We start from the raw sequence: 19,343 nt of genomic DNA, 5'->3' as shown, positions 1-19,343 counted from the left end.
TGTCGAATGGAAATGCCCTTCTAGCGCTGCTGGCGGCGGAAATCCCACGGTGCGGTGGGCTGTTTGTCGCGCCACAAACCCTTGCGCGACTTCTTCGCCTGCTTTTGGGCGGCGGAATAGGCTTGCTGGTCGGCGGCGCTTTGCTCTTTGGCATACGCGGTGTAATGCCAGCCGCAGCCGTTGTTGATTTGTTCCAGCGCTACGTCTTTACCGCCAGCCATGATTTTGGCGATGATGCGCCCATAGCGGTCGAGCTTGTAGGCTTCTACCTCGACCGGCAGGTTGGCGGTCGCCATCATCAGGGCTTCCTTGCATTTCTGGCCGTAGGGCTGGTTTTTTTCCGGTGCGTCGATGCCTTGCAGGCGGATTTTGTAGCGTTGGTTGTTAGCGCCCAGCACAGTCAGGGTGTCACCGTCGCTGATGCTGACGACGCGCCCGCTGGCAAGCAGATGGCCGTCCCCGGTTACCTTTGCATCAGGCGGCAGTTGTGACTGGAGTTTGCTGTCTGGTTTGACATCAAAGGTGTCGATGCAGGCTGCCAGCAACAGGGCTGACAGTGGAATGATCAGGAGTTTCTTCATGCCGGTTATTTCACTGTCACTGCTGTGCCGCTGACGCTGACCATCAACATGCCACCACCGTTGCCCATGCTGACGTTTTCGTAGTCGATGTCGATGCCAACCACCGCGTTTGCGCCCATCTCGCGGGCTTGTTCTTCCATTTCGGCGAAAGCGATTTCGCGGGCGCGGCGCAGTTCCTTTTCATAAGCGCCGGAACGCCCGCCGATGATGTCGCGGATGCCGGCGAAAAAGTCCTTGAAAATGTTCGCGCCGAGGATGGCTTCGCCGGTCACGACGCCGTAGTACTGGGTGATTTCCTTACCCTGGATGGTGGGGGTGGTTGACTGGATCATGTTGTGCTCCGTTATTGTTACAATGTGGCTATCTTTGAATTCTAGCGGATGGATGCCTGATGACAATAAAACCTTTTGCCGAATCTTCTGAACAGAACAAGGATGTGATTCTGGCAGTGCTTGAGCCGCTGTTCCGCGATTGCCGCAATGTGCTGGAAATCGGCAGTGGCACGGGGCAGCACGCCGTCCATTTCGCGGCCAACCTGCCGTATCTGGTGTGGCATACCAGCGACATGGCGGAAAACCATCCCGGTATCCTGCTGTGGCTGGAAGAGGCGGGCTTGCCAAATACCCGCCCGCCGCTGCCGCTGGATGTGCTGCGCGATCCATGGCCGGACATGGTGGTGGATGCGGTGTATTCTGCCAATACCGCACACATCATGGGGTGGCAGGAAGTGGAAGCTTTTTTCGCCGGAGTTGGCAAGCTGTTGCCAGAAGGCGGGCTATTCGCGCTGTACGGCCCGTTCAACTACGGTGGGCAATACACCAGTGACAGCAATGCGCGTTTCGACCAGTGGCTGAAGATGCGTGACCCGAACAGCGGGATTCGGGATATGGATGACCTCAACCGGCTAGCGGCAGCGGCGGGGATGGTGCTGTTGCATGATATTGAAATGCCGGTGAATAACCGGACGCTGGTATGGCGCAAAAACTGACGCCATACCCAATACAGAACCCTCTGAAAACCGGAAAAATTCAGGCCACGGGCGCATGATCTGGAAATTCTCATTCCTGAATAGGTGCTTATTTCGGGTCTGCCAACAGTTGGTGTAGAATCGCGCCCAGATTTACAAGCTCATTGAATGGAGACCGGAATGGCTGACATGACACGCGAACAGGTTGAAACGTTACTCAAAGAAATCAAGGATCGTTATCTGGAGCAGGACATCGTGTCCCTCAACCAGGTCAAGGACATTACCGTGGATGGCGGCAAGGTAGCCGTGCGCGTGGTGCAGGGTTACCCGGCAGGCGGATACCGTGATGAACTGGCGGTTGAAATCAAGGCTGCCCTGACGGCGGCTGGCGCTGCCGACGCCGCTGTGACTGTCGAAACCCAGGTGGCTGCCCATGCCGTACAGAAAAGCGTCAAACGCAAGGATGGCATCAAGAACATCATCGCCGTCGCCTCCGGCAAGGGCGGGGTAGGTAAATCCACCACCGCCGTCAACTTGGCATTGGCGCTGAAAGCTGATGGCGCAACTGTCGGGATGCTGGATGCGGATATTTACGGCCCCAGCCAGCCACGCATGTTGGGCATCAGCGGCCAGCCCGTTTCCGAAGACGGCAAAAGTCTGGAGCCGATGGAAAATCATGGCATCAAAGCCATGTCGATCGGCTTCCTGATCGAAGAAGATACCCCAATGATCTGGCGCGGCCCAATGGTCACGCAGGCGCTGGAACAGTTGCTGGGCGACACCAACTGGGGCGACTTGGATTATCTGGTTATCGACCTGCCGCCGGGTACTGGCGACATCCAGCTGACACTTTCGCAAAAAATTCCGGTTTCTGGCGCAATCATCGTCACCACCCCGCAGGACATCGCTCTGCTGGATGCCCGCAAGGGTCTGAAAATGTTCGAGAAGGTCGAAGTGCCTATCCTTGGCATTGTCGAGAACATGAGTATCCACATCTGTAGCCAGTGCGGCCACGCGGAACACATCTTCGGCGAAGGCGGCGGCCAGCGCATGGCGGAACAATACGGCGTGAATTACCTTGGCGGCCTGCCGCTGGACATTAAAATCCGCGAACAGGTCGACAACGGTAACCCATCCGTTGCTGCTGACCCGGATGGCAAAGTCGCGCAAATCTACAAAGACATCGCCCGCAAGGCAGCTGCCCGTCTGGCACGCCAAGCCAAGGACTACAGCACCAAGTTCCCGACCATCAAGATCATGAACGTTTAAGAAACTCCTCCCCTTATCAGGGGGGCAAGCAAACGGAGCACCCTCTTGTTCCTCCCCTGATAAGGGGAGGTTAGGAGGGGTTTCTTCCTCCCCCTTCCTCGTTTATATTCAGCACTCCAACCAACCTGAAGAAAAACACATGCTGAAACGAATCCTTGTCTTCATCTTTGCCCCTCTGCTGCTAAGCGCCTGCACCAGCGTCCCCGGTGTTATCGAGCAACCCAAGATTTCTGTCCAGAACATCGGTTTGCAGGATATTTCCCTGACGCGGGGAACGGCGCTTATTACCCTGAATGTCAGTAACCCGAATGCGTTCCCGATTCCGGTCAAGGGCATCCAGTACGGTTTAAGCCTCAACGGGCGGCCAGTCGCTAGCGGTGACCGGACGGAAGAGCAAATGATCGGGGCAAGGCAGGAAGTGCCGGTCAACATTCCTATCACGCTGGATTTCGTCGAACTGGCGCGGCTGGCTCCGGTTGCCTGGCGTGAACGCAGGTTGCAATACGATTTGACGGGTGCAGTGAAGCTGCCTTTGATTAGCGTTCCCTTCCAGCGTCAGGGCGGTATAGGAGTGCAGCAATGAGTATCAAATCCGACCACTGGATTCGGCGTATGGCGGCAAACGGGGGCATGATCGAACCCTTTGAGCCGGGGCAGGTGCGTTCCGTTAATGGTGAAAAAATCGTGTCTTACGGTACTTCCAGCTACGGTTATGATGTGCGTTGCGCCAATGAATTCAAGATTTTTACCAACATCAACAGCACCATTGTCGACCCGAAGGCATTTGACGAAAAGAGTTTCGTCGATTTCACCGGTGATGTATGCATCATCCCGCCTAATTCGTTTGCACTGGCGCGGACAGTGGAATATTTCCGCATCCCACGTAGCGTACTGACGGTTTGCCTTGGCAAGTCCACTTATGCGCGCTGCGGGATCATCGTCAATGTCACGCCTCTGGAACCTGAGTGGGAAGGGCATGTGACGCTGGAATTTTCCAACACCACGCCACTACCGGCAAAGATCTACGCCAACGAGGGTGTGGCGCAGATGCTGTTCTTCGAGTCCGATGAAGTTTGCGACACATCCTACAAGGATCGTGGCGGCAAATATCAGGGGCAGAAGGGCGTTACCCTGCCCAAAACCTGATGTGTCCGATCCGGATCAGGCGGCTGTATCCGGGTCTTGCGGCCATTCATCGCCAATAATGGTTTCCCGATAGCCTCGCCAGCTTGCATACCCAATCACGGGCAATGTGACGACAAAGGCGAGGAACAACGTCAGGAACCCCAACACAACCGACCCTAGAATGATCAGCGCCCACAGCAGCATGGCGGTCTTGTTCCTCAGGACGGCATTGACGCTGGTCAGCACGGCGGTAATCGCGTCAACTTCCCGATCCATGATCATGGGCAGGGAAAATACACTAGCGCAGTACACTACCACTGAAAACAGCAAACCGACTACGGAGCCGATGATCAGGAAAGTCAGCATTTCGTTGAAATTTGGTTCCCGCGCCATCGGCAGGAAAATGTTGACGATGGCGGCGGCGCGCGCCCAAACCAAAAAGATCACCAACAGCGCGAATGCAAACACCATCTGGTTGCCGAGGCGTTTCCTGCCCTGGCTTAAACAAAAGCCAATGCGTGGTTTCATGCCCCGGTCAAGCTGGCAACTGACGGAATACAAGCCCATGGCCAGCGCTGGGCCAAGAAAAACGAAGGCCGCGAACAGGACAATCAGCATGGTGAAGCTGCCCACCTGCCACGACCACAACGCGATTAACCAACTGGCCAACATGAACAGCGAACCGTATATCATGCTGAGTAACGGAGCTTGCTTGAAATCCTGCAAGCCCTGTTTCAGCCAGCGTAGCGGCGCGGTTGGGGCAAGCTGGCGGCAGGGGGCGACAAACGGGCGCGTGCGGGTGTTTTCCCCGATTTCCGGTGCTTGATCGTTATTACGGGTTTCTTCTGTTGGCGACATGGCGGGTTCCTCCTCTGGTGTGTATTAAGAGTACACCAGAAATCAGGCGTTTGCTGTTTCCCTTGCAGCCAGTTTTGTCAGGACATGGCTAACGGCGACCATGGCGAAGCTGGCTGTCACGGTCATGATGGAACCAATCCCCCCGGCGCAGCTCAGGTCACAGGCTGGGCCGCTTTCCGACAGGATCATGGCTTCCTCAGACCACACCGCCGGTATCTCGAAACGGCGCTGGGGGTTGGCGCTGAAACCGTAGTTTTGGCGCAGTTCCTTGCGCACCCTCGCCAGCAAACGATCTTGCTGGGTTTTGCCCAGGTCTGACAGGCGGATTTTGGTCGGGTCTTTCTGCCCACCTGCGCCGCCCAGCATGACCAGGCGGATTTTGTTGCGGCGGCAGTGTGTGGCCAGCGCGGCTTTAATGCGGAAGTTGTCGATGCAGTCCAGCACGTAATCGAATTCGGATGAAACAAGTTCGGCAAGATTTTCTTTTTCAAGGAAATCTTCAATGGTATGGATTTGGCAGGCGGGGTTGATGTCGAGGCAGCGCTCTTTCAGTACATCGACTTTGGCACGGCCTACTGTGCTACCAAGTGCAGGAAGCTGGCGGTTGATGTTGGATTCCGCCACGTTGTCGAGGTCGATCAGGGTGAGTTTGCCGATACCACTACGGGCAAGCGCTTCCACCACCCAGGAACCAACGCCACCGACACCGATGATGCAAATGTGGGAAGTGGTGAAGCGGGCGAATGCCGCTTCACCGTAAATGCGGATGATGCCACCAAAGCGGCGGCTTACATCCATTTCATCCATTACGCAGCGTAAGGGTCGCGCAGGATAATGGTCTGGTCGCGGTCAGGCCCGGTAGAAATAATGTCGATCGGGGTTTCAACCACTTCTTCCAGACGCTTCAGGTATGCCTTGGCGTTGGCTGGCAGTGCGTCGTAACTGGTTGCGCCAAAAGTGGATTCCTTCCAGCCCGGCATGTCTTCGTAAACCGGCTTGCAGCGCTCGAATGCGTCGGTGTCTACTGGCGGCACGTCGATGACCTTGCCATCCAGATCGTAGCCGGTACAGATGCTGACCGTTTCCAGCCCGTCGAGTACGTCCAGCTTGGTGATGCACAGGCCGCTAATGGAGTTGATGTGCATGGCGCGGCGCAGGGAAACGGCGTCGTACCAGCCGCAACGGCGTGGGCGGCCAGTGGTGGAGCCGAATTCATTACCTGCTTTGGCAATGTGCGCGCCTACATCGTCAAACAACTCGGTCGGAAATGGGCCTGCGCCAACCCGGGTGGTGTAGGCTTTGGTGATGCCGAGGATGTAGTCAATGCTGCGCGGGCCAACGCCGGAACCGGTGCAAGCACCGCCAGCGGTGGTGCTGGAAGAGGTGACATACGGGTAAGTGCCATGGTCGATGTCCAGCAGGGTACCTTGTGCACCTTCCAGCATCACATCCTGACCTGCCTTGCGCATTTCGGAGAGGCGGTATGGGATGTCGGCAATCATCGGCTTGATGATTTCGGCCATGCGCATGGCTTCAGCCAGCACCATATCCGGGTCAACCGGGTCACACTTGAAGTAATTGACCAGTGCGAAGTTGTGGTATTCCATGATGTTGCGCAGCTTGGTTTCAAACTGCTCAGGGTTAAGCAGGTCGCCAACGCGCAGGCCACGGCGGGAAATCTTGTCTTCGTAAGCCGGGCCGATGCCACGACCGGTGGTGCCGATGGCTTTCTTTCCGCGGGCTTTTTCACGCGCCGCATCCAGTGCCACGTGGTAAGGCAGGATCAGCTGGCAGGCTTCGGAAATTTTCAGGCGTTCACGGGCAGGCACGCCACGTGCTTCCAGCATCTCGACTTCCTTGAGCAGGGCATCAGGGGCAAGCACCACGCCGTTGCCGATCATACACTCGACGCCAGCACGCAAGATGCCGGAAGGCACCAGGTGCAGCACGGTTTTTTCACCGTTAATGACCAACGTATGCCCGGCATTATGGCCGCCCTGAAAACGTACTACGGCGGAGGCGTTTTCGGTTAGCAGGTCAACGATTTTGCCCTTGCCTTCATCACCCCACTGCGTGCCCAATACAACGACGAATTTTCCCATGTCAGTCTCGCTCTCAATGCTTCAAAGTAACGTTAAATATCAAACGGCTACCACGGCCCACTGGCCATTTTGCTGTGTAATCTGCTGATTGCAACCCAGTGCCGCTGGTGTTGCGGCTTGCCCGTCCAGTGCGCGCACCACGCGCTTGCCCTGGTTGCGCAGGTCGCGTATCAGTTGCTCCAGTGCTGCATCCTGGGTGTCCGGGGCAAAAATCGCCGCGTTGCCGGATGCCTGCATGTGGGGCAGGGCAAAGCCCGCCAAGGTGCGCAGGTCGGTGCTAAAACCGGTGGCCGGGCGTACCCGCCCGAAGGCTTCGCCAATCCCGTCATAACGCCCGCCACGCGCCACCTCACGCCCTAAGCCGGGTGTATAAATGCCATATACAATGCCGGTATGGTAGTCATAACCACTCAATTCGGCCAGATCAACATGAATGCGGCAATCCGGGAAACTGGCGGCCAGCCGTCCAACCAAGGTGCGCAGGTAGGCAAGCGCTTCCTGAATATCCGGATGCGCCCCGGCGAACAGTTCTGCTGCCTGATCGAGCACTGCCTGCGAACCGTTCAGGCGCGGCAATTGGCGCAGCCAGCCACTGATGTCGGTGGGCAGCTTGGCTTGCGCTAGCCATTCATCAATCTCGGGCAAGGATTTGCGCTCCAGCATGTCGTAAAAAGTGCTTTCCTGCCGCGCATTCAACCCGGCGGCACGCGCCAGTGAGCGGAAAATACCGACGTGGCCGATGTCCACCACCAGGTTGGGGACATGGCAATGGGTCAGGGTTTCCAACAGCAGGGAAATGACCTCGAAATCGCTATCCAGCCCCGCATGGCCAAACAGTTCTGCGCCAACCTGCAAGGGTGAGCGCGAACCGTCACGGTGGAAACTGCGGGTGCGTAATACGCTGCCGATGTAGCACAGGCGGTTGGCTTGGTTGCCCTTGAGCTTGTGGGCGTCGATACGCGCCACTTGCGGGGTCATGTCAGCACGCACACCCATCATGCGCCCGCTCAACTGATCGGTCAGCTTGAAGGTTTGCACGTCCAGATGGCTACCGTGGCCAGTGCGCAGGGATTCCATGAATTCCACCAGGGGGGGCATGACCAGACGGTAACCCCAGGCGGAAAATAAATCCAGCAGGTTGCGGCGCAGTTGTTCCAGACGCTCGGCTTCGTCGGGCAGGGCTTCGCTGATGCCATCGGGGAGCGCCCAGTATTGGTCAGTATTCGGCATGTTTCGGCTAATCAGTCAAAAAGAGCAGTAGGATACCAGCAATTACACTCACCAGACCAATGCTTCGTAAGGTTTTGTCCGGCAATTCCAGCAATTGGGCGTAGGCTTGCTTGAGGCGGGAGGGGCTTAAAAATGGCATAAGCCCCTCCATGATCAGCAGGAGGGCGACAGCATTAAGCAGATCGTTCCAGCGCAAATCCACAGATGGGTTACTGGCCTGACTGCTGTTTGAAGTAGCGGAAGAACTCGGAATCCGGCTCCAGCACCATGACATCATCGCCTTTACCCAAGGTGTTCTTGTAGGCGTTGATACTGCGGTAGAAGGCGTAGAATTCCGGGTCGCGCTGGTAAGCAGCTGCGTAGATTTCTGCTGCCTTGGCGTCGCCTTCACCACGGATTTTTTCCGCATCCTTGTAGGCTTCCGCGCGGATGATGGTGGCCTGACGGTCGGCATCAGCCTTGATTTTTTCCGCCTCTTCCTTACCACGTGAACGGAAGTCTTCTGCTACCCGCTGGCGTTCGGAACGCATCCGCTCAAACACCGAGTTGCTGACGGTTTCGGGGAAGTCGATCTTGCTGACGCGCACATCCACAACCTCGATACCCAGCTGCTTGGCAACCTCATTGGACTTGTTTTCCAGCCCCTGCATGATGTTGCCACGTTCAGCGGAAAGGGCTTCTTCAATGGTGCGGCGGCTGAATTCGTTACGCAGCCCATCTTTCATCAACTGTTCCAGACGGTTCTGGGCGTTCTGGATGGCGCTGTCAACACTGCCACCACCGGTGGAGCGGTAGAACGAGGCGAAATCCTTGATGCGCCATTTGACGAAGAAATCCACTTGCACGTACTTCTTCTCACCGGTCAGGAAGCGTTCGGACTCGGAGTTCAGTGTCAGGATCTGGGACGGGAACTTGCTGACTGTATTGACGAATGGCAGCCGGAAATGCAACCCAGGGCCAATGTCATCGTTCACGATTTCCCGGAACTTGAACAGGATGGCACGCTGGCGCTGGTCAACCATGTAAAGTGAACTGGAAAGCAGGAACAACAGCAGGCCGATGGCCGCTACGATGGTATTTTTTATGTCCATGATTAACGGCCCTCCCTGACACTGGTTTCCCGGGATTGCTGGCGCGTCGCGCCACTGTTGTTAGCTGCCGAGGCTTCTGGCTGGTTGCTGGTGGAATTTATTTGCATGGCACTGGCGGCAGCGGCGCTGGCGGCATTACCGGAGGCTTGCCCCCCCAGTTGGTCGAGCGGCAAATACAGCATGTTGTTGCTGCCGGTGTCAACCATAACCTTGCGGCTGCCTGCCATGACCGATTCCATCGCATCCAGGTACAGGCGCTCACGGGTCACAGCGGGGGACTTTTGGTATTCGGTCACCAACTGGCTGAAGCGGGCAGCGTCACCTATGGCGCGGTTGACGGCTTCCTGACGGTAGGCTTCGGCATCAGCCTTTAGGCGTGCTGCCTGACCACCGGCTTCGGGGATAACTTTCTTGGAGTAGGTTTCCGCTTCGTTCTGGAAACGGTTCTTGTCTTCACGGGCGCGGTTGGCTTCGTCGAAGGCGTCTTTGACTTCGGTGGGCGCTTCGGCGTAAGTCAGGTTGACCTTGATGATTTTCAAACCGGCTTTATAGTCGTCCAGCACTTGTTGCATCAGGTTTTGGGCGTCGATGGCGATTTGTTCACGGCCTTCCTGCAAAATGAAGTCCATGTTGTTGCGCCCGATAATGTCGCGGATGGAACCACGCAATACCTGGTACAAGGTACCCTGGGTCTGGTCTGCCACGAGGTCGGGATTAAGGATATTGAAAGCATAAGCTTCCGCATCGCTCACCTTGTACTGGACGGAAACCGCGATGTCGACGATGTTTTCATCCTTGGTCAGCATGGTGCTGCGATCCTGGGCGCTGCGGTTTTGTTCCACGTCGATGACTTCAACCGTTTCGATTGGGTAGGGGAGCCGCCAGTGCAAGCCAGCGTTAGTGGTTTCCTGATAAGCACCGAAACGCAGTACCAAACCTTTCTGGCGGGCATCAATGGTGTAAAATCCGGATAACATCCAACCGATGATTAGCAAACCCGCCAGTAGCAAAATGCCTTTGCCACTGTTGCCGGAGCCATCGCCGCCGCCTGAGCGGCCAAATAGCCTGGCCAGTTTCTGGTTAAGCTTGCGGATCAGTTCTTCGGGATCGTTACCTCCCGGGCTGCGGTTTTTTCCCGTCCATGGGTCTTGTTGATTTCCACCCGGTTCGTTCCAGGGCATAGTTTAAGCTCCTAAATGTTCTATTTATCGCGAGAGTGGGGTTCTCAGATTAAATTTCAACGCGAAGCATAACAGATTCAGGGGGGCTGTACTCAACTCACCCCCGAAAAATGGGGATGAAATAACGCTGGGCGTATTACGCATGTCTACCCTTGGCAGGACTGCCGGTCTGTGATTGAATGCCCGCTTGATTTTTATTTGCAAGGTTCACCATGCAATCAAGCATTGATTACAGGCAGCTTGCCGTTTCCGGTGTACAGGCGCTGCAACCCTACCAGCCTGGCAAGCCGATTGAGGAACTGGAACGTGAACTGGGGATTACCGATATTCTCAAGCTGGCTTCCAATGAAAACCCGTTGGGTGTAAGCCCCAAGGCGCTGGCGGCGTTGGCAAACCCGCTGCAAACGCTCGGGCTGTATCCGGATGGTAGTGGCTATCAGCTCAAAGCTGCGATTGCGCAGAAATTTGGCCTGCAAAGCCCGCAAATTACCCTGGGTAACGGTTCCAACGATGTGCTGGACATTATTGCCCGCGCCTATCTGGATAACAGTCGTGCCGCCGTGTGTTCGGAATACGCCTTTGCGGTTTATCCGATTGTGACGCAGGCGGTCGGGGCGGAATTGCGTATTGCCAAGGCCAATCCGCCGGATCATCATGCCATGCCTTATGGCCATAATCTGGCGAATATCACGGCGAAAATTGACGATAAAACCCGAGTGGTCTTCATTGCCAACCCTAATAACCCGACCGGTACCTGGCTGACCAAGGGTGACCTGTACGCTTTCATGCAGCGTGTTCCGGTACATGTCATCGTGGTTATCGACGAAGCTTACACCGAATACGTGCAGCAAGCGGATTTTCCGAATGCGCTGGCATGGCTGGATGAATTCCCCAACCTGGTCGTGACCCGCACCTTTTCCAAAATCTATGGCCTGGCGGGGTTGCGGGTCGGGTATGCGGTATCCAGCCCGGCGATTGCCGACATCCTCAACCGGGTGCGCCAACCGTTCAATGTCAATTCGCTGGCGCTGGCGGGTGCACAAGCCGCGCTGGGTGATGATGCATTCCTGGGGCAAAGCGTCATGACCAATACTGCTGGCCTCAAACAGTGGTTTGATGCGTGCGCGGAAAATGGTTGGGAATACATCCCGACAGTCGGCAACTTCATCACGGTTGACTGCAAGCAGCCTGCTGCACCACTGTATGAGGCGCTCTTGCGTGAAGGTGTGATTGTGCGTCCCATCGGTGGTTATGGTTTGCCGCAGCACCTGCGCATCACCATCGGCACTGAAGTGCAAAATACTCGCTGTATCAATGCGTTGAAAAAGGTTCTTGTCGCGTGATAAAGAAACTTGTCATTTTTGGGGTTGGCCTGATTGGCGGCTCACTGGCATTGGCGCTGCGTGAAGCTGGTTATTGCCAGACCATTGTCGGTTGCAGCCGTAATGCAGCCCATCTGCAAAAAGCCGTTGATCTCGGCGTCATCGACGGTTTTACCCTCAACCCACAGGAAGCGGTGCAGGATGCCGACATGATCCTGTTGGCCGTGCCGATGGGGGCAATGGGCAAGTTGTTACCCCAGATCAAACAAGCCATGCCTGCTGATGCCATCCTTACCGATGCGGGCAGTACCAAAGGCAGCGTAGTGGCCGAAGTTGAGCGGGTATTTGGCAAGGATTTCGCCCGTTTCGTCCCCGGTCATCCAATTGCCGGGCGGGAAATGAGTGGTGTGGAAGCGGCTATCCCTGACCTTTACGCCAACCGCCGTGTCATCCTCACGCCACTGCCTTACACCGACCCTGATGCGGTGGTAGCGGTCGAAACCATGTGGAAAGTCACGGGCGCAGTGCTGGAATCCATGCCGGTGGAGCTGCACGACCAGGTGCTGGCGGCTACCAGCCATTTGCCGCATGTGCTGGCTTTTTCCCTGGTGGATACCTTACTGAACCTGCCGATGCGCGAAGCTATTTTCCGCTATGCAGCCGGTGGTTTCCGCGACTTTACGCGCATTGCCTCCAGTGACCCGGTGATGTGGCGTGACATTTGCCTGACGAATAAAACCGCGATTCTGGAGATGATCAGCAAATTGCAGGCAGATTTAAGTGAATTTGCCGCCTTGATTGAACAGCAGGATGGCGAAGGTTTGCATACGCGCATGTCCCGCGCCAAGCAGGCCCGCGACAGTTATATTACCTATCTCGAAAATGGCAAAACAGATAAGTGAGAAATGCTTCATGGTCAATAAGCTATCGTCATTGTTTAAAGCGCTGCTACTCAGTAGCTTGTTGCTGGCCGGTGGCTGTGCAAGTACCCATCCATCCGGTTTGGCTGCCCCCCTACCTAATACGGATGGCTATGGGTTGTTGGCAAAACCTGCCCCGATGCCGGTCACGCTTCTTAAGCAGGCTTACGGGCAAGCCAAGCAATCCTGTGATACGGGTTGTGTTACCCCGGCGGGCAAGCTGTTGGGCGTGGCTGATCATGTTCCGGGGTATTCTAACTGCCAGTCTACCTGTGTGCGCCCTGAGTTTTCTTTCATGGACTTACGCAATAAAGCGATTTCCCTGCATGAGAAACCACCGGCTGACAAACAATTGCATTACGTGGGTTTGACTTATCAATGCGTGGAATATGCGCGCCGCTGGTGGATGACCAACCTCGGCATTACGTTTGGTGATGTCGACAGCGCACATGAAATCCTTTACCTGACCGAAGGCGAGAATATCCAGACCAATACCCCATTTCCGCTGGCACGTTCGGTCAATGGGACAGCAAACCGCCCGCCCAAACGCGGTGACTTGCTGATCTATTACCCGAATCCAGCTGACCCCAAATGGCGTCATGGGCATGTGGCAGTAGTAGTGGGGGTCGATCTGCAACACGGCTGGGTGGATGTGGCTGAGCAGAATTACAACAATCTACCATGGGCAAAGCCAAACCAGTATGCGCGGCAATTGCGGTTGTTTGACGTTGGCGGGCGTTACCATCTCGAAGATGTGGCTAGTGATAAAACCAGTAATCCGGCGGGTGGTTTGATTTCCGGCTGGATTTATCCGGCGGCGGCGAAATAGGGCGTGCTGCGGCAACATTGGCAAACCCTGTCAGGTATGGTTGAATGCCAGCCTGAATTTTAAAGCATACTCAAGGAATCCTGCGTGAGCCATTCCAGCACCAACCTACAGTTTATCGTCCAGCCCGGCGGCAGTTTGCACGGTAACGTGCGCGTTCCCGGCGACAAATCCATTTCGCACCGTTCCATCATGTTGGGTTCACTGGCAGAAGGCACTACCCACGTCAGTGGTTTCCTGCAAGGCGAAGACTGCCTGTGCACCCTGAAAGCCTTCCGCAGCATGGGCGTGGACATCGACGGCCCGACGGATGACGGCAAAGTCACTATCCAGGGCGTGGGTTTGCACGGCTTGAAAACGCCTGTGGGTGATCTGGATATGGGCAATTCCGGCACCTCCATGCGCCTGATGTCCGGTCTGATGAGCGGGCAGGCGTTTGATGTGCGCATGACGGGTGATGCTTCGCTTTCCAAACGCCCGATGAAGCGTGTGACTGTGCCGCTGGCCAGCATGGGCGCGGCAATCGACGCGACTGAAACTGGCACGCCGCCGCTGTTGGTGCACGGTGGTCGCAAGCTGCAAGGCATCCACTACGACATGCCGGTGGCTAGCGCGCAGGTGAAATCCTCCGTGCTATTGGCCGGTTTGTACGCAGAGGGTACAACTTCCGTCACCGAGCCAGCGCCAACCCGCGACCATACCGAGCGTATGCTGCGTGGTTTCGGCTATGCGGTAAAAACCGATGGCAACCACATCAGTTTGCAAGGTGGCGGCAAATTGATTGCGACCGACATTGACGTGCCTGCCGATATTTCTTCTGCCGCCTTCTTCATGGTTGGTGCAAGCATTGCGCAAGGTTCCGATTTATTGCTGGAACATGTCGGTATCAACCCTACCCGCACCGGTATCATCGACATCCTCAAGCTGATGGGCGCAAACCTCGACATCCTCAATGAGCGCGAAGTAGGGGGGGAACCGGTCGCCGACATCCGTGTGCGTTCCACCCAGCTGAAGGGCATCCAGATTCCGGAGGCACTGGTTCCGTTGGCGATTGACGAATTCCCGGCGCTGTTTGTTGCTGCTGCATTTGCCGAGGGTCAGACCGTCCTGACGGGTGCGGAGGAATTGCGCGTCAAGGAAAGCGACCGTATCCAGGTGATGGCGGATGGCCTGCTGGCCTGCGGCGTGGATGCGCAACCCACCCCGGATGGCATCATTATCAACCCCGGCAACTTTACTGGTGGCACGGTTGACAGCCACGGCGACCACCGTATTGCCATGTCGTTTGCCATGGCGGCTTTGTGCGCCAAAGCGCCAATCACCATCAACGACTGCGCCAACGTCAACACCTCTTTCCCCGGTTTTGTGGAATTGGCGGCAAGGGTAGGCGTGAGGGTTGTCACGGCTTCAGCCTAGGTAATACCCATCAGCTATCGAAAACTTCGATAGCAACTAGCGATAAAAATCGTTATACGGAGAATTTCCGCACCAATAGAATGCACCACATGCACTGCAATAAGGCTTATGCATTGAAAAAGGTCAAAGTATTGAGGCGTTTTGTTAAATGTCGATAAAACGGGAATTCTTGTCGTTGCTGGCGCTGGAGCGTAATGACCATCTGGAAAAGTGGATTTCAGCGCTCGGTGGGCTGGTTAGCCTGATCGGTATTTTGTTGATCAGTCATGCCGGTCTGGGCGTGGAAGGCGCATCCACCCTGGTTGCCTCTATGGGGGCGTCGGCGGTGTTGTTGTTCGCGGTTCCGCATGGGCCGTTGTCGCAACCGTGGCCGGTGCTGGGTGGGCACGGTATTTCGGCGCTTATTGGCATCACTTGCGCCAACCTCATCCATGACCCGATATTGGCTGCCGGGTTGGCAGTGGCGCTGGCGATTGGTGCTATGCATTACCTGAACTGCATCCACCCACCCGGTGGTGCAACCGCCCTGAGCGCGGTCATCGGCGGGGAAGCGGTGCACCAGTTAGGCTACCAGTATTTGCTGACGCCGGTCATGTTGAATGCTGTGACCATCTTGCTGATTGCTGTCCTGTTTAACTACCCATTTCACTGGCGGCGTTATCCTGCTGCATTCAAACGCCCGGCCTGACGTATAATCCGGCCTATGGATATTGATCAGGTTCGTACTTTTCTGGCCGTCGCCGCCAATGGCAGCTTCCTGGAAGCGGCTTCCCGCCTCTATGTCACCCAATCGACCGTCAGCGCGCGCATCCAGAATCTGGAAGCCTACCTGCGCACCAAGCTGTTTGTACGTAACCGCTCTGGCGCGACCCTGACGCCTGCGGGCAAGCGTTTCCTGCGCCATGCCAAGACCTTGCTGCTGACGATGGAACAGGCGCGGCATGATGTGGGTTTGCCGGGGCGTTACCGCGCCACCTTGACGGTGGGGGCAAGGATTGCGCTGTGGGATGCAGCCTTGTTGCCGCGTTGGGTCGGCAGGATGCGCGCGCAGATGCCGGATGTTTCCATCCGCAGTGAAATCGGTTTCGAGGAAGACCTGATGCGCCGCCTGATCGAAGGCACACTGGACATTGGCTTGATGTATACCCCACAGCATAGCCACGGTTTGCAGGTGGAACACCTGTTCGACGAAAACCTGGTGCTGGTGTCATCCGACCCGCACAAGCCCTGGCCGGACGAGAACTATGTGTACGTGGACTGGGGGCCAGGTTTCTATGCGGAACACAGCAACAGTTTCCCGGAACTGGAGCGCCCGGCGCTGCTGGCGAATATCGGCTGGCTGGCGATCCAACTGGTGCTGGAAAATGGTGGTTCCTGTTTCCTGCCCAAACGTATGGCGGATGAAGTCACCGCCACCGGCAGGCTGGGCAGGGTTCCCGACAGCCCGCAGTTCCGCCTGCCTGCTTACGTCATCTACTCCAGCAATGCCGAGAGTGGCGCGTATCAACAGGCAGTGGACATCCTGCGGGAGGTTGTGGCGGAAATGACCGCTCCTTAGCCGGTGCTCCAGGCGCGTGGGCGCTGCATCCCGGCAATCTTGCAGGTCTGTTTCACATAGCCGTAGGGGAACAAGCGGAACAGTTGTTGCTTGGCGGTTTTCTTGTCGATGCCTTGTTCCTGTGCTGTGTGGCTGGCGACATGGCGAATGTCGGGGATTATCTTGTGCTCTTCCCAGTAGTCGCGCACAAACTCCAGAATTGACCAGTGCTCATCGCCCAGCTCAATGTTTTCCTCGGCGGCCAGTTCGGCCGCAATGTCGGCATCCCAGTCTTCAGGATGGACGAGATAGCCTTCGGTGTCACGTTGGTAAGCTGCTTGTGCTTGCATGGTATTTCTCCTTGCCGTATGGGTAGTGGCAAGGTTAGCAAGCTGCTTAAATCCTTACATAACGAATTTTTCTGCTGGTTTATATCGATAACTCCGATATGAAGAGTAGTGAAATGGGGGAATTGTCTGTCAGGGCAGCCCTTTGTTCGCTTTGGGGGGAGGCCGGGTGTAACATCCCGGTTGTTTTGTAGATTGAATAGCGTTAATCAGACAGGAAGGACGATATGGCACAGGCAGTTGCCCGCATTGGCATTTTAACCGTTTCCGACCGCGCCAGCCGGGGCGAATACGAAGACAAGGGCGGCCCTGCCATCCAGGCATGGTTCAGCCGCGTGCTAACCAGCCCGTGGGAAGCGGTAGCGAAGGTTATCCCTGACGAGCAAGCCCTGATCGAAGCCGCCCTGTGTGAATTGGCGGATGTGGAAGGGTGTGGCCTGATTGTCACTACCGGTGGTACTGGCCCTGCTTTACGCGATGTGACGCCGGAAGCTACTGAAGCGGTATGCAGCAAGATGATGCCAGGGTTTGGTGAACTCATGCGCACCGCTTCGCTGAAATTCGTGCCGACCGCTATCCTGTCACGCCAGACCGCTGGCATCCGTGGTCGCAGCCTGATCGTCAACCTGCCGGGGAAACCCTCTGCGATTGACGATTGCCTGAATGCAGTTTTTCCCGCCATCCCTTACTGCCTGGATTTGGTCGAAGCCGCCTGGCTGGAATCTGACCCGGAACAATGCAAAGCATTTCGCCCAGCGCACGCCAAAAAGCCCTGAGGCTGATGGCGGCGGGTTAACCGCACGGATCTATGCCAGCCACAACACTAGGCTGATGATGACGCCATAGAGTATGGCACTGCCGATGGTCATCTTGATGGCGGGTTCCAGCCTGTGCGGCTGATGGGCGTGTTGTTTCAGGAACAGGCCGGCTTTGAAGGCGATACCCAGCGGCAACAACCCAAGCAATGTCCCAACCGGCAAGCTACCCACGATTACCAAAGCCAGCAGGATAAGCGCGGCTGCTAAAACTGCTGCAAGGTAAAGCCAGGGAGCCTTGTCTACCCCAAGGCGTACAACCAAATGGTGTTTGCCACTGGCGGCGTCAGCTTCACGGTCAGGAAATTGGTTGATGACCAGGATATTCATTACCAGCAGGGCAATTGGCAGACCGGTCAAGATTGGGAAAATAGCCATTTCGCCGGTTTGCACAAACCACGCGCCCAACGGCGTCAGCACGCCAAACCCCAGTGCAACGGCCAGTTCCCCGAAACCACGGCTATTGAGCTGCAACGGCGGGGCGGAATAGCCCCAACCAAGCAATACGCCCGCCATGCCGATCCCCAGCAAACCGGTTCCGCTGACCCATGCCAGCCCCAGCCCCAGCAGAATGGCGGCGACCAGTAGCATGGAGCCATACACAAAGGTTTCGCCCGTTGTCAGCACGCCATTCTGGATAAAGCGGCTGCCGCCGGTAAAGGGAAAAATACGCTGCACATTGCGCGGGTCAGTGCCGTTTTCGTGGTCGTAATAATCGTTCAGCACATTGATGCCCGCGTGTACCAAGGCAATCGCCAGAATACTGGCCAGAAATGGCAAGATGTTGACCGGGTTTCCCCGGTAGGCTGCTGCTGCCGTGCCCAGTAAAACCGGTACGACACTGGCTAGCAGGAAACAGGGACGGGTCGCCAGCCAGTAGCGTAACAGCGGTTTTTCCAGCAGGGAGGTGTCAGGTTCTCGCGGCATATGGTTTCCGGTATAGCAGTAAAAACCGGAATCTTACTGCACCTTGCAACACCCCGAAATCACTTGACGGTTGTTCAATAGCGCCGTAATCGCATACGGGTAGCTGAGGTTCGACATGCTGTCGCTACAACTTTCAACTTTTTGCATGTATGCCTGGGTTTTGTTGGCGGCATCTTCCCCGGCGATGACCGCGATACTGGTGTTGTTTTCCGAGGTCTGCCGGAAAGTGACTGGTACGTTGTACCTCGGGCCATCATTCATGTTGACGCTCATGCGGCTATTGGTAATATCGATCCGCCAAAATGGCTCGGTTCCCACACAGCTAAGCACCAGTTCAGGCTGGTTCTTTGTGGCCGGTGGGGTTTTGGGGGGAGGAACCACAATCGTTGAGTCGGGAGGTTCGGGGGTGGGGGGAACCGTGCTCTCTGGCGCGGCTGCTGCTGGTGGTGTCTTGCGCGCCTGGCCTTCTGGCAACAAATACGCCTTGCTGACCCAACCGCCCACGCTTACCCAGTAAACTTTCGCCCAGTTAGTGCTGCCGACTTTCTTTTCTTCACCCGTTGCCACCACGCCTTGTCCGTTGGCGGGAATCCTGCCAACAATGGCGTTGCTGACACCGGGGCCGGATCGCATGTTGAGGAAATCGCCCGCTTTGACGCCAGTCACGACAAACACTTCAGGTTCTGCGGCTTGTATATTGCTCAGGGTAGCGGCAGACGCCAACAAAACGACCGCCATGGCGGTGGCCATGACGCCGGAAGCTTTTCTCATGGTAAATCTCCTGTTTCCAGTCTCTTTTATCACGTGTAGTGAACAGTACACACTGGAT

At 56.3% G+C, this 19,343-nt stretch carries 23 protein-coding genes; 11 read left to right on the top strand and 12 right to left on the bottom strand.

The window, feature by feature from the left end; all coding sequences use genetic code 11:
- Positions 1–20 precede the first annotated feature (20 nt).
- Together THINI_RS03940 and THINI_RS03935 are read right to left on the bottom strand one after the other, a co-directional pair.
- Positions 21–581 (bottom strand): thermonuclease family protein, encoded by a 561-nt coding sequence (locus THINI_RS03940; RefSeq protein ID WP_002707366.1) that lies wholly within the window; start codon positions 579–581, stop codon positions 21–23.
- A gap of 5 nt (positions 582–586) precedes the next feature.
- On the bottom strand, positions 587–913 hold the full coding sequence (locus THINI_RS03935) for a heavy metal-binding domain-containing protein (protein WP_002707365.1): 327 nt from the start codon (positions 911–913) through the stop codon (positions 587–589).
- Positions 914–972: 59 nt separating this feature from the next.
- On the opposite strand from THINI_RS03935, the gene THINI_RS03930 reads away from it, so the two are divergent.
- The 4 genes from THINI_RS03930 (at position 973) to dcd (ending at position 3,963) form a co-directional block, all read left to right on the top strand.
- Complete coding sequence (locus tag THINI_RS03930) at positions 973–1,569, top strand: DUF938 domain-containing protein (RefSeq protein ID WP_002707364.1); 597 nt, start codon at positions 973–975, stop codon at positions 1,567–1,569.
- A gap of 159 nt (positions 1,570–1,728) precedes the next feature.
- Entirely contained in the window at positions 1,729–2,817 is a 1,089-nt protein-coding gene (gene apbC / locus THINI_RS03925; RefSeq protein WP_002707363.1) for an iron-sulfur cluster carrier protein ApbC, read from the top strand.
- 139 nt (positions 2,818–2,956) lie between these two features.
- The gene (locus THINI_RS03920) at positions 2,957–3,400 is read left to right on the top strand and encodes an LEA/WHy family protein (protein WP_002707362.1); all 444 of its coding nucleotides are present in this window, start codon (positions 2,957–2,959) and stop codon (positions 3,398–3,400) included.
- Positions 3,397–3,963 (top strand): dCTP deaminase, encoded by a 567-nt coding sequence (gene dcd, locus THINI_RS03915; protein ID WP_002707361.1) that lies wholly within the window; start codon positions 3,397–3,399, stop codon positions 3,961–3,963. The genes THINI_RS03920 and dcd overlap by 4 nt, the downstream gene beginning before the upstream one ends.
- Before the next feature lie 15 nt (positions 3,964–3,978).
- Here dcd and THINI_RS03910 read toward each other — a convergent pair whose 3' ends face one another.
- The 7 genes from THINI_RS03910 to hflK are packed head-to-tail and all read right to left on the bottom strand — an operon-like array spanning position 3,979 to position 10,404.
- Positions 3,979–4,800 (bottom strand): DUF2189 domain-containing protein, encoded by an 822-nt coding sequence (locus THINI_RS03910; RefSeq protein ID WP_002707360.1) that lies wholly within the window; start codon positions 4,798–4,800, stop codon positions 3,979–3,981.
- A 42-nt stretch (positions 4,801–4,842) separates the two neighbouring features.
- Positions 4,843–5,607: a tRNA threonylcarbamoyladenosine dehydratase gene (locus THINI_RS03905; protein WP_002707359.1), complete on the bottom strand. Its 765-nt coding sequence runs from the start codon at positions 5,605–5,607 to the stop codon at positions 4,843–4,845.
- Entirely contained in the window at positions 5,607–6,902 is a 1,296-nt protein-coding gene (locus THINI_RS03900) for an adenylosuccinate synthase (RefSeq protein ID WP_002707358.1), read from the bottom strand. Before THINI_RS03900 ends, THINI_RS03905 begins: the two co-directional genes overlap by 1 nt.
- 39 nt (positions 6,903–6,941) lie before the next feature.
- A complete protein-coding gene (locus tag THINI_RS03895) occupies positions 6,942–8,132 on the bottom strand; it encodes an ATP phosphoribosyltransferase regulatory subunit (protein ID WP_002707357.1) in 1,191 nt (396 codons plus the stop codon).
- Positions 8,133–8,139: 7 nt separating this feature from the next.
- Positions 8,140–8,406 carry a DUF2065 domain-containing protein gene (locus THINI_RS26965; protein WP_281054688.1) on the bottom strand — a complete coding sequence of 89 codons (267 nt, stop codon included), beginning with the start codon at positions 8,404–8,406 and terminating at the stop codon, positions 8,140–8,142.
- Positions 8,342–9,223, bottom strand: coding sequence for a protease modulator HflC (hflC, locus tag THINI_RS03885; protein WP_002707355.1), 882 nt, complete (start codon positions 9,221–9,223; stop codon positions 8,342–8,344). The genes THINI_RS26965 and hflC overlap by 65 nt, the downstream gene beginning before the upstream one ends.
- A gap of 2 nt (positions 9,224–9,225) precedes the next feature.
- Positions 9,226–10,404 (bottom strand): FtsH protease activity modulator HflK, encoded by a 1,179-nt coding sequence (gene hflK, locus THINI_RS03880; protein WP_002707354.1) that lies wholly within the window; start codon positions 10,402–10,404, stop codon positions 9,226–9,228.
- 212 nt (positions 10,405–10,616) lie between these two features.
- Here hflK and hisC point away from each other — a divergent pair, with 212 nt between their 5' ends.
- From hisC to THINI_RS03850, 6 genes are all read left to right on the top strand, one after another.
- Positions 10,617–11,747 (top strand): histidinol-phosphate transaminase, encoded by a 1,131-nt coding sequence (hisC, locus tag THINI_RS03875; RefSeq protein WP_002707353.1) that lies wholly within the window; start codon positions 10,617–10,619, stop codon positions 11,745–11,747.
- Positions 11,744–12,628 carry a prephenate dehydrogenase gene (locus THINI_RS03870; protein WP_002707352.1) on the top strand — a complete coding sequence of 295 codons (885 nt, stop codon included), beginning with the start codon at positions 11,744–11,746 and terminating at the stop codon, positions 12,626–12,628. Before hisC ends, THINI_RS03870 begins: the two co-directional genes overlap by 4 nt.
- Before the next feature lie 10 nt (positions 12,629–12,638).
- A complete protein-coding gene (locus THINI_RS03865) occupies positions 12,639–13,475 on the top strand; it encodes a CHAP domain-containing protein (protein ID WP_002707351.1) in 837 nt (278 codons plus the stop codon).
- Between the two features lie 84 nt (positions 13,476–13,559).
- Positions 13,560–14,888, top strand: a complete 1,329-nt coding sequence (gene aroA / locus THINI_RS03860; RefSeq protein WP_002707350.1) for a 3-phosphoshikimate 1-carboxyvinyltransferase — start codon at positions 13,560–13,562, stop codon at positions 14,886–14,888.
- 148 nt (positions 14,889–15,036) lie between these two features.
- Positions 15,037–15,576 (top strand): HPP family protein, encoded by a 540-nt coding sequence (locus THINI_RS03855; protein ID WP_002707349.1) that lies wholly within the window; start codon positions 15,037–15,039, stop codon positions 15,574–15,576.
- A gap of 15 nt (positions 15,577–15,591) precedes the next feature.
- Positions 15,592–16,446: a LysR family transcriptional regulator gene (locus THINI_RS03850; RefSeq protein ID WP_002707348.1), complete on the top strand. Its 855-nt coding sequence runs from the start codon at positions 15,592–15,594 to the stop codon at positions 16,444–16,446.
- Here the strand turns inward: THINI_RS03850 and THINI_RS03845 are convergent.
- A complete protein-coding gene (locus THINI_RS03845) occupies positions 16,443–16,775 on the bottom strand; it encodes a TusE/DsrC/DsvC family sulfur relay protein (RefSeq protein ID WP_002707347.1) in 333 nt (110 codons plus the stop codon). The two genes, THINI_RS03850 and THINI_RS03845, sit on opposite strands and share 4 nt — an antisense overlap.
- 224 nt (positions 16,776–16,999) lie before the next feature.
- On the opposite strand from THINI_RS03845, the gene mog reads away from it, so the two are divergent.
- The gene (mog, locus tag THINI_RS03840; protein ID WP_002707346.1) at positions 17,000–17,548 is read left to right on the top strand and encodes a molybdopterin adenylyltransferase; all 549 of its coding nucleotides are present in this window, start codon (positions 17,000–17,002) and stop codon (positions 17,546–17,548) included.
- A 30-nt stretch (positions 17,549–17,578) separates the two neighbouring features.
- Here mog and menA read toward each other — a convergent pair whose 3' ends face one another.
- A complete protein-coding gene (gene menA, locus THINI_RS03835; protein ID WP_002707345.1) occupies positions 17,579–18,514 on the bottom strand; it encodes a 1,4-dihydroxy-2-naphthoate octaprenyltransferase in 936 nt (311 codons plus the stop codon).
- Positions 18,515–18,547: 33 nt separating this feature from the next.
- Complete coding sequence (locus tag THINI_RS23160; RefSeq protein ID WP_002707344.1) at positions 18,548–19,285, bottom strand: SH3 domain-containing protein; 738 nt, start codon at positions 19,283–19,285, stop codon at positions 18,548–18,550.
- Positions 19,286–19,343: the final 58 nt, after the last annotated feature.

The organism is Thiothrix nivea DSM 5205, assembly GCF_000260135.1.
GTDB lineage: Bacteria > Pseudomonadota > Gammaproteobacteria > Thiotrichales > Thiotrichaceae > Thiothrix > Thiothrix nivea.
Note: the sequence above shows the minus strand (reverse complement) of the source record. Positions and strands in the feature narration are given on the sequence as shown.

Bases quoted from the DNA above. Each gene is read 5' to 3' on its own strand.
- THINI_RS03920 (WP_002707362.1), top strand. From the start codon at position 2,957: ATGCTGAAACGAATCCTTGTCTTCATCTTTGCCCCTCTGCTGCTAAGC.
- THINI_RS03940 (WP_002707366.1), bottom strand. From the start codon at position 581: ATGAAGAAACTCCTGATCATTCCACTGTCAGCCCTGTTGCTGGCAGCC.
- THINI_RS03865 (WP_002707351.1), top strand. From the start codon at position 12,639: ATGGTCAATAAGCTATCGTCATTGTTTAAAGCGCTGCTACTCAGTAGC.
- THINI_RS03850 (WP_002707348.1), top strand. From the start codon at position 15,592: ATGGATATTGATCAGGTTCGTACTTTTCTGGCCGTCGCCGCCAATGGC.
- THINI_RS03845 (WP_002707347.1), bottom strand. From the start codon at position 16,775: ATGCAAGCACAAGCAGCTTACCAACGTGACACCGAAGGCTATCTCGTC.
- THINI_RS03930 (WP_002707364.1), top strand. From the start codon at position 973: ATGACAATAAAACCTTTTGCCGAATCTTCTGAACAGAACAAGGATGTG.
- THINI_RS03900 (WP_002707358.1), bottom strand. From the start codon at position 6,902: ATGGGAAAATTCGTCGTTGTATTGGGCACGCAGTGGGGTGATGAAGGC.
- THINI_RS03855 (WP_002707349.1), top strand. From the start codon at position 15,037: ATGTCGATAAAACGGGAATTCTTGTCGTTGCTGGCGCTGGAGCGTAAT.
- dcd (WP_002707361.1), top strand. From the start codon at position 3,397: ATGAGTATCAAATCCGACCACTGGATTCGGCGTATGGCGGCAAACGGG.
- hflK (WP_002707354.1), bottom strand. From the start codon at position 10,404: ATGCCCTGGAACGAACCGGGTGGAAATCAACAAGACCCATGGACGGGA.
- THINI_RS26965 (WP_281054688.1), bottom strand. From the start codon at position 8,406: ATGTCATGGTGCTGGAGCCGGATTCCGAGTTCTTCCGCTACTTCAAAC.
- hflC (WP_002707355.1), bottom strand. From the start codon at position 9,223: ATGGACATAAAAAATACCATCGTAGCGGCCATCGGCCTGCTGTTGTTC.
- THINI_RS23160 (WP_002707344.1), bottom strand. From the start codon at position 19,285: ATGAGAAAAGCTTCCGGCGTCATGGCCACCGCCATGGCGGTCGTTTTG.
- hisC (WP_002707353.1), top strand. From the start codon at position 10,617: ATGCAATCAAGCATTGATTACAGGCAGCTTGCCGTTTCCGGTGTACAG.
- menA (WP_002707345.1), bottom strand. From the start codon at position 18,514: ATGCCGCGAGAACCTGACACCTCCCTGCTGGAAAAACCGCTGTTACGC.
- THINI_RS03905 (WP_002707359.1), bottom strand. From the start codon at position 5,607: ATGGATGAAATGGATGTAAGCCGCCGCTTTGGTGGCATCATCCGCATT.
- apbC (WP_002707363.1), top strand. From the start codon at position 1,729: ATGGCTGACATGACACGCGAACAGGTTGAAACGTTACTCAAAGAAATC.
- THINI_RS03910 (WP_002707360.1), bottom strand. From the start codon at position 4,800: ATGTCGCCAACAGAAGAAACCCGTAATAACGATCAAGCACCGGAAATC.
- THINI_RS03895 (WP_002707357.1), bottom strand. From the start codon at position 8,132: ATGCCGAATACTGACCAATACTGGGCGCTCCCCGATGGCATCAGCGAA.
- mog (WP_002707346.1), top strand. From the start codon at position 17,000: ATGGCACAGGCAGTTGCCCGCATTGGCATTTTAACCGTTTCCGACCGC.
- THINI_RS03935 (WP_002707365.1), bottom strand. From the start codon at position 913: ATGATCCAGTCAACCACCCCCACCATCCAGGGTAAGGAAATCACCCAG.